This window comes from Methanosaeta sp. UBA356 (genome assembly GCF_002496465.1).
GTDB lineage: Archaea > Halobacteriota > Methanosarcinia > Methanotrichales > Methanotrichaceae > Methanothrix > Methanothrix soehngenii.
Window position 1 is genome coordinate 1 of sequence record NZ_DAKC01000057.1, and the last position, 8,687, is coordinate 8,687.

The 8,687-nt window shown below is 49.4% G+C and carries 8 protein-coding genes; 5 read left to right on the forward strand and 3 right to left on the reverse strand.

Features of this window, described 5'->3' with window-relative positions:
* The first annotated feature begins 99 nt into the window (after window positions 1–99).
* The 4 genes from BP727_RS05040 to BP727_RS05055 all read left to right on the forward strand — a co-directional run bounded on the left by BP727_RS05040 (window position 100) and on the right by BP727_RS05055 (window position 4,585).
* Window positions 100–264 carry a hypothetical protein gene (locus BP727_RS05040; RefSeq protein ID WP_157863772.1) on the forward strand — a complete coding sequence of 55 codons (165 nt, stop codon included), beginning with the start codon at window positions 100–102 and terminating at the stop codon, window positions 262–264.
* A gap of 261 nt (window positions 265–525) precedes the next feature.
* Window positions 526–1,818: an AAA family ATPase gene (locus tag BP727_RS05045; RefSeq protein ID WP_013719823.1), complete on the forward strand. Its 1,293-nt coding sequence runs from the start codon at window positions 526–528 to the stop codon at window positions 1,816–1,818.
* Window positions 1,815–2,558 (forward strand): MBL fold metallo-hydrolase, encoded by a 744-nt coding sequence (locus tag BP727_RS05050; protein WP_013719822.1) that lies wholly within the window; start codon window positions 1,815–1,817, stop codon window positions 2,556–2,558. Before BP727_RS05045 ends, BP727_RS05050 begins: the two co-directional genes overlap by 4 nt.
* Window positions 2,559–4,027: 1,469 nt before the next feature.
* Window positions 4,028–4,585 carry a hypothetical protein gene (locus tag BP727_RS05055; RefSeq protein ID WP_013719821.1) on the forward strand — a complete coding sequence of 186 codons (558 nt, stop codon included), beginning with the start codon at window positions 4,028–4,030 and terminating at the stop codon, window positions 4,583–4,585.
* 263 nt (window positions 4,586–4,848) lie between these two features.
* Here the strand turns inward: BP727_RS05055 and BP727_RS05060 are convergent, their stop codons facing one another.
* Both BP727_RS05060 and ribH read right to left on the reverse strand, forming a co-directional pair.
* Window positions 4,849–5,985, reverse strand: coding sequence for a pyridoxal phosphate-dependent aminotransferase (locus BP727_RS05060; protein ID WP_286857682.1), 1,137 nt, complete (start codon window positions 5,983–5,985; stop codon window positions 4,849–4,851).
* Between the two features lie 3 nt (window positions 5,986–5,988).
* Window positions 5,989–6,399 carry a 6,7-dimethyl-8-ribityllumazine synthase gene (gene ribH, locus BP727_RS05065; protein ID WP_013719819.1) on the reverse strand — a complete coding sequence of 137 codons (411 nt, stop codon included), beginning with the start codon at window positions 6,397–6,399 and terminating at the stop codon, window positions 5,989–5,991.
* 113 nt (window positions 6,400–6,512) lie between these two features.
* Here ribH and ilvE point away from each other — a divergent pair, with 113 nt between their 5' ends.
* Entirely contained in the window at window positions 6,513–7,379 is an 867-nt protein-coding gene (gene ilvE / locus BP727_RS05070) for a branched-chain-amino-acid transaminase (RefSeq protein ID WP_273271247.1), read from the forward strand.
* A gap of 174 nt (window positions 7,380–7,553) precedes the next feature.
* Here ilvE and BP727_RS05075 read toward each other — a convergent pair whose 3' ends face one another.
* Entirely contained in the window at window positions 7,554–7,952 is a 399-nt protein-coding gene (locus BP727_RS05075; RefSeq protein WP_013719817.1) for a secondary thiamine-phosphate synthase enzyme YjbQ, read from the reverse strand.
* Between the last annotated feature and the right edge of the window lie 735 nt (window positions 7,953–8,687).

Here is an 8,687-nt window from a genome sequence, read left to right on the forward strand (position 1 = left end):
GAGTCACAGAGGAACAGAGGCTATATTCTCTGCCGGACCTCACCCACATAATTCAGCGTAGAGCCAAATATACTTTATGTGAAAGATCGAAACGATTGCATGAGGAAGCTGGCAATCAGTCTTCTGGATGAGAAAGATTACAAAAAGTCGGCAGACACAGTTGATGGCTTCGGATTCGACCTATGGAATTATAAGGGAGACGTGCTGCTATTGGCTGTATTTTCGGGGCTTGGCGCTACCTGTAATGCAAAACTCGACGAGTAGAGCATGAGAATTGCATCCGGGCTCGATGAAGAAAAGGCGCCAACGCTGCCACCCTGCGAGAAGGCAGGCATTGTACGTTTGGCTTAAGGCCGGTCCAGGAGCAATCACTTGCCCAGGATTTTCTTCTGGCGAAGGATCGCGAGATCTGCGGCCAGTGGGCATATGGCGCATCCTGTCCGGCCCATTCTGCGGCCAGACCACAGAAAGCTTTATCTCATTTTATGGTCCACTGCTTTAGTTCAGTTCCGGGGAGTTAAATAGATGGGCTCAGAGAATGATCTAGATAAGTGCGGAGCAATTGAGGTTGCAGAGCTGCTTTTAACCGCAGACATATACAACCGCAAGGAGAACCTGACTGAGGACGACCTGCCACCCAATATTCGCAAGCATTATTTCGATGCGAATACCAAGAGCGTAAAGCGGCCGATTTACGTAACCAGCAGCGATGTTCAGAAGATCTACGGCATAGATAACGTCAAAGCGGCCATCAAGGATCTTACTTTTGTATCCTTCGAGGAGTTCGGTTCGCAGCTAAGGCTCACGGTATTCGATGTGGCCGCGAAGTGGTTTGCCAATCAGAAGGATCTTGCCAGGATCAGATCCAATCCCGCTCTTGCCTACTTTTATGAGAACTATGACTCCATGGGGGTAAGCTACTCCGAGGCCAAGAACGGCAACAAGCCACTTTCTGCAGACCGCGAGTGGATCGACGCCCGCATAAAAGAGCTGTGCAAGGACCAAAAGGAGGCAGATGAGCTTCTCAAGCTGGCTTACATCAAAGCGCCAGAGGATGTAAGAGACAGCATCTCCGGTTTGATCCTGACCGATGATCAGAAGACTGAGATCGAAAAGACGGGAAAGGCGCTGGAGAACAGAGAATACCTGCGCCAGATAGGCCTGTTCGAGATCGGCAAGCTACTATTCGTCGGCCCGCCGGGCACGGGAAAAACCTCCACCGCCCGGGCACTCTCCAGCTGGTTTTCTCTCCCAATTGTAGAGGTCCGCCTCTCCATGATCACCAGCCAGTACCTGGGGGAGACATCCAAGAACATAGACAAGGTATTCGAGCTTGCCAAGAGGCTCAGCCCCTGCATCCTTCTCATCGATGAGTTCGATTTCGTGGCCAAGACCAGAACCTCAGACGAGCATGGTGCCATGAAAAGGGCGGTCAATACCCTGCTAAAGGCCATAGACGAGATCAACCTGGTCGAGCACGGCGTCCTCCTTCTTGCGGCCACAAATCACCCCCAGCTGCTGGATTATGCCGCCTGGAGAAGGTTTGACAAGGTGCTGAACTTCCCCTTGCCTGACCAGGAGACGAGAAAGAGGATCTTAGACAAGATACTGGAGCCCATCAATGCCAATGTGGATACCGCTACGCTGGCAAAGATGACCGATGGCTACTCGGGCTCAGATCTGCGGCTTGTGATCAGAGAGGCGGTGCTCAATGCACTACTGGAGAACAGAAAGGGGCTATGCCAGCAGGACCTCCTGAACTCCATAGATGACTTCCGCCAGAGGATTTCGGACTACAAGCGGAGCATTGAGGCATGAAGGTCACCCTCCTGGGCACAGGCGACGCCATTGGCACCCCCAAGATCGGCTGCAAGTGTCCCGCCTGCATGGATGCCCTCCGGGGAGGGCGCAGCCGGAGGATGAGGTTTTCCATCCTGCTGGAGTCGGACGAGGAGGACGGCCGGGTGCTGGTGGACTCGAGCCCAGACCTGCGATGGCAGCTCTTGAAAAAGGATATAGCGAGCGTGGACGGGGTGATCTGGACCCATGCCCATTATGATCATTATGCGGGCTTCGGAGACTTCCATCGGGTGCAGAGCCACGTGGACGTCTATGCTCTGAAGAATACTATGGACTACATCCTCAATTACCTCTACTTCCTGGCCCCAGTGCGCCATGATGTCATAGCTGGCCAGCCCTTCGAGATAGCAGGAATGCAGTTCACCCTCTTCAATGTCAACCACCCCCCAATTGAGACCGTGGGGGTGCGGATAGACAATGGAAGCAAGGTGGTGGTCATTACCAGTGACACCAAGATGGAGGTCCCTGAAGAGAGCCTGGAGCTGATGAGGGACGCTGACCTGATGCTGGCCGATGCCATAACCCCGCCGGGCTATACTATTAGCAAGCACATGACCGCAGACGAAGCCATGGAGCTGGCGGAGAGGCTGGGAACTAAGAGGCTGATCCTCACCCATCTGAGCCATCTGTATCCGCCCCATGAGGAGGCTCTAAAGAAATGGCCGCTAGGGCATGATATGATGGAGATCGTATTGTAGACTCTGTACGTAAGCTACTCCGGCCTGAAGACCGGAGCTTTCAGCAGCCCTGATCTGGTCTGTTCCAAAAATCAGAGACCAGATCGGACCTCCAGGCCAGCCTACATGCAGCGACGATCTGCAGAGGTCCCAGTCTTGCTGGAACATTGGCCTCAGATCTGCCAAAGACGGCTTCAAATCGTGTTTCGACCGCACCCTTTCGGGCAAGAGTCTGGCAGAGCCGTACCGGATCAGTATCAAGCGGTTTACCGCGAGGGTGCCTAAGATGCCCAAGTACAATACAGGAGATGGATTTGACATATTAAATATGTATGCAGAGCACAGCGAAAGTAATGGGTGGGGCACGCTCCTCCCCGGCCTAAAGACCGAGGCTTCCGCTGCCCCTACACCCCGGAGCGATCTGTGAATGCTCCTAGGACTTCTCGCTTCGTCCTTCGCAATCCTACAAGTTAAACGTCACGGGACGAATGAGAGATAATCGATTCTCAGAGGAATGGTCGCAAAAGCTCTGCCCGATCATCGGGCAATAGGCCGTCATCTCCATGGTTAAAAAAAGCTGCCGCGGAAGAACTATCAAAAAAAGGAATCGCAATGCTGCTCATCTCTGAGAGCCAGAGCAATCAGCTCTCAATGCTTATGGCAGCATTGATGGGTGTGGTTATGATGCTCTTTGTCGTGAACATGTTCGTGCTCATGCATCTTTCCGTCATGCTCATGAGCATGGATGTGTTTTTCTGCGGTATGACAGCACATTTGGTTTCACCTCCGATTTTTCTTTCACAATATAATTTCAATTAAAATGCTATATAAGCATTACTGTTATCGATTATTTCCGAATATGTTTAAATTTTTTAAAGGAAGATTTTATGGTTTGTTATAATTATGCGCTGTATAATATGAATAAATCGTATATCGAATTTCTTGGTTCCAATTAGTATCACCTCATTGATCCCCTACCCTACCTTATAACCGATGACGGATCGATCATCGAGGCCGCAAGTCTCCTCTAAATCGTGGATGAGTTGAACACTCAGAAGAGAACTTTCGCTGCTATTCGACTCATTTTTTCCCGAACAATTCTCGCGCAGGGATCATAGCTAAGAAGTTCATCCTCAGAAATCCGACCACTTGCGGCATATTGTGGGCCATTCTCAGGGATGGAAAGGATAAGCCAATTCAGAAAATAGAAAAAATCGCAAGTATGCTTATTAGGGTAGCAATCATTCTTTTGTCCAAGAGGATATGTGATCAGCTTCGGTTGAGGAGGATATGCTTTATAGCTTTGGAAGAGCTCTCAAATGCTTGCGAGAAGATCCAATAGTGATCAAAGACAATGGGATTCCGGATCTTCAGCTATGGCAGGCATTACCGATCTGATCTGGACTATTGGCGAGATGATGATATTGTTAGTGGTTCCTGATAATACTAAAGCATGTCAAAGACGAGGCTAACTCTGAGGAGCAAATTTCATGTCAGACCCATTCGTGGAGACCATCGACAGTTGGACGAACTTCTTTATGCTGACCGGCTCTGTAGCCGCAACCCTAATTGGCCTTATCTTCGTCTCAGTCTCTCTTCATATAGACTTCATAGCTAGCGTTAGAAAAGATAGCGACATGAATACCATGGCCAGGCAGACCTTCGGCGATTTCTTGATGATTCTATCTTTCGCCTTCATATTTATGGTTCCGTTTGAAACACCGATGGGCGTCGGAGTACCGCTATTGATTCTGGGATTAATGATGCTTGCCCGTACGGGAAAACTTTGGCTTAAATTCGCGAGAAGTAGAAGTTCGCGGGGGCGGGCCTTTACTTCCAACCAGATGCTAGGAAGGCTCCTGATTCCCAATACCGTTTGCTTTGCAATTGTAGTCTTCCTGGCAATAGGAATTCTTCACGGTGATACACGTTATCTGGATTGGATAGTTCTGGTAGTAATTTGGTTGATGATATCATCCACCATAAATGCCTGGGATCTGATGCTCCAAGTGGCTGATATGAAAAGAGAGAAGGAGCAGCAGGGTTAAGCTGGTGCAGCATTCATATTAACGGCTCCTCGCCATTTGGTATGGGTGAACTTGAATCGCAAAAACTCTATGTCTCGGTGCCTATGTGGTGAAACGCTATGCTTTGACCCAACCGCAGAGGAACAGAGGCCATATTCTCTGCCTGAAATCACCCACATAATTCAGCGAAGAGCCAAAAATTGAACTATTAGATAGCGATAGATAAAAGAAAAAGCAGGAAAAAGATGAGGTGCATCCGTCGAAAAGTAATATTATATTTATTTTCACATAATAAGCTTCTCTATCCTCTCCAGAGCCTGACGGATCCGATTCTGGCTGGTGGCGTAGGAGAGCCGGACATAATCCCTTCCCCCTGGTCCAAAGGCAGATCCGGGAGTGGCGGCAATGAGGGCCTCTTTGAGCAGCCTCTCGGTGAATAGATCTCCTCCCCCAAAGCCTGATACATCCGGAAACACATAAAAAGCGCCACCTGGAACGCCGCAGGGAATTCCCAGGCTCTTCAGGCCTGCGACCAGGAGATCCCGGCGGGCGCGAAACTCCGCCACCATCATATCGACATCATCCTGCGGCCCCTGCAGGGCGACAACCCCCGCCCGCTGCACAAAAGTGGTGGCCTGGGAAACGGAATGTGACAGAAGCCTGATCACCCACTTCATCGTCTCCTTGGGGCCGGTCAGATAGCCCAGACGCCAGCCGGTCATGGCATAAGCCTTGGAGAATCCATTTATGGTAACCGTTCTCTCTTCCATTCCCGGCAAGGAGCCCATGCTGATGTGTTCATGATCATAGATTATCTTCTCATATATCTCATCGGAGATCACAAAAAGATCGTGATCTATTGCCAGGTCGCGGATCTCCTCCAGCACAGGCCGCTCGAAGACCGCTCCGGTGGGATTAGAGGGGGAGTTGATTATGATCATCCGGGTCTTGGGACTTATCTTCTCCGCGATGTTCTGGGGCATGAAATCGGCATCAACCTCGCCCCAGACCACCGATCCTCCGGCAAAGGCCACGCTGGGCTCGTAGCTCACCCAGGAGGGACCTATCAATATGCACTCCTCGCCCTCCTGCAAGAGGGCCTGGATGGCGGCAAAGACGGCCATCTTAGCCCCTGGAGTCACTATCACGTCCTCAGCGGTAGAATGAATCAGATTCTCCCGGTTTAGCTTTTCTGCTATCGCCTGCCGCAGCTCGGGAATGCCGCCGGTTGGTGCATAATGAGTCTCGCCCATCCTGATGGAGTTGCAGCCCGCCTCGACGATATGCTTAGGGGTGTCGAAGTCCGGCTCGCCAACTCCCATATCGATGATATCAAGGCCGCTGGCAGTGAGCTTCTTCGCCGTGGCCGAGATCTTCAGGGTGGTTGACTCATGAATGGAGGCTATGCGCGCGGATACCATTCTTTAATCCCCACCGAGCCTCTGCAGGAGCTTGACCGCCGCCTCCACCGCCCTCTTGGAATAGTCCACCCTCTTTTGCGCATCTGCCCGGGACATCTTGGGGCCGGTGATCCCCAGGGTTACCGGCTTATTGCATTCAAGAGACAGATCCATCAGCTTTCTGGCTGCATGATTGACCACAACTTCATCATGGGCGGTCTCTCCCTGTATCACACAGCCGATTGTCACGACGGCATCGATGTCCTCGCGACAGAGCATCTTCTTCACTGCTATCGGCATATCAAAAACTCCAGGAACATAAACCACCGCTGCGACATCTGCTCCCAGGAACTGGGCATGCTCCCTGCCCAAAAGCTCCATCTGATAGGTGATGTCCCTATTGAACTCCGAGACGACGAAACCAAGTTTAGCCATTGACACCAAACCCCATGAAGAGTAGGCACCTAGCTGCCTTCCTTCCATAATAAACCCATCGATTCAATCAAAATGCATTTATCCTTGGTAATGATGGAGATACAGGATTCCCTATGAGCCTTATTTATATTGATGGTGAATATGTTCCAGCTGAAAACGCTGCGGTTTCTGTTTTCGATCATGGTTTTCTCTATGGCGATGGTGTCTTCGAGGGCATAAGAGCATATGGAGGACGGGTCTTCCGGCTGGAGGATCATGTCCGGAGGCTCTTTGATTCTGCTCAAGCCATCATGCTCTCCATCCCCCTGAGCCAGGAGGAGATGGCTCTGGCGATCAGAGATACGCTGCGCAAGAACAACCTGCGCGATGCCTATGTCCGGCCTATAGTTACCAGAGGATATGGAGATCTGGGCCTGGATCCACTGAAATGCAGGAAGCCCACGGTAATCATCGTTGCAGTTGAGTGGGGGGCGATGTATGGAAGCCTCTATGAGGTCGGCCTGACCGCCATCAGTGTCTCTGTTCGCAGAAACGCCCCCGATGCCCTGCCCCCGAATATCAAGAGCCTCAATTATCTGAACAACATCCTGGCCAAGATTGAGGCCAATGTCAAAGGGGGAAATGAGGCTATTATCCTTGATTCCCAAGGAAGGATCTCTGAGGGAAGTGGGGATAATATATTTGTCATAAAGAATAAAAAGGTATACACCCCTCATACCCTCAATAACCTGAAAGGGATAACCAGAGAGGCGGTCTTCGAGTTGGCGGAGAAGAATGGGATTGAGGTCATAGAGACTGATCTGGGCCTTTTCGACCTTTACACTGGGGACGAAGTCTTCGTCACTGGCACTGCAGCAGAGGTTGCTCCCGTCACCAAAATCGACGGCAGAATAATAGGCAGTGGCAAGCCTGGACCGATAACAAAAGAGCTCATGGTGGCATTCAGAGAATTGGCAATGAGCTCGGGAACTCCTATCTGATGCCTCAGGATAGCGAGACAGGTGCCAATTGCTCTGGCAAAAAAGCGAGCAAATAAAGACAAGAAAAGTACATTGGATGAGGGGACTGGCATAAGAAAAGGGATATCTTTCCTCTCTTACCTTTTTCGTCCTTTTGATCTCTTTCTCCAAGCACTAGATTAATTTATGCTATTTTTATAATTTGTACGGGATGGTCTTGATGTAAATTCTCCTCCTTCTCGGACCGTCAAACTCGAAGAAGAGAATTCTCTGCCATGTTCCTAATTTCGGCTTGCCCTCTGCGACAGGGATTGTGATGCTATTGCCAATGAGCGTTGCACGCAGGTGGGCATGGGCATTTCCATCATGATGATCATGAAGATAGCCGCCGTTCTCGGGTGCCAGTCTCTGCAGAAGGTTTTGTATATCCTTCATTAGGGGGGGATCTGCTTCATTTACCGTCAGGGCGGTGGTGGTATGGAGGGTGAAGACAAAAGCAATGCCTTCTTCAATTCCTTCCTCATGCAGGGCCAATATTACATTTGATGTGATATCTATCGCTTCTGTAGGCCTGGTTGTATCGATCTCGATCATTGCCAGTCACAGTTCATTAAGGTGCTATATGATAGATCAAAATTCCGGTTGATCGCAATAGAAGACCGCCCATAATCTCAATGCGGATCATTTTCAGATAATTCGAGAGGAGGATCCGGGTATATTCATCTTGAGGGGATGGATGACTTAAAAAGTCTTTAAGCGAATCCCGGATCCTTGGTCTAACTTATCGGCCATCATATATAAATTTTACTGTATATGGTGGACAGAATTGCATTCCAAAGTATTTTAGTCCACCATTCTGTGATGAATTGATAAAGAAACGAGATAAAACTATACTATGAAATAAAAATAAAAAAAAGCATCCACCATCATATCTAACAGTCCATTGTATGCGGTCTCCCCAGAGTACTGGAATGGGTAGGGACCATGGAAATTGGACGTTCTCTGGATAAAGAGATACGATATGGGGCTTAAAAAAAACCCCATGACATATAAAAATTTTTTAAATTAGATTGACATTCTCGCTCTCTTTGGATTGGCATATATAAGATATTATCATAAGCAGGGTGTGAGATTCATTTTTGCAGTTGCAGTTAAATCGGTGTCAATTAAAAATTTTAATATATAAATTAAATGCCCTTGGCTGACATTTCCTGAGCACAATGGGTTTGTTTGCGGCTTCGGGCTGCGATTCCATTTGTCTTTGTGGGATATGCAGAGCCAGTAGAATCTGCTTTTCATTTGCTGCTATCCACGCGAATTTAACCTTTG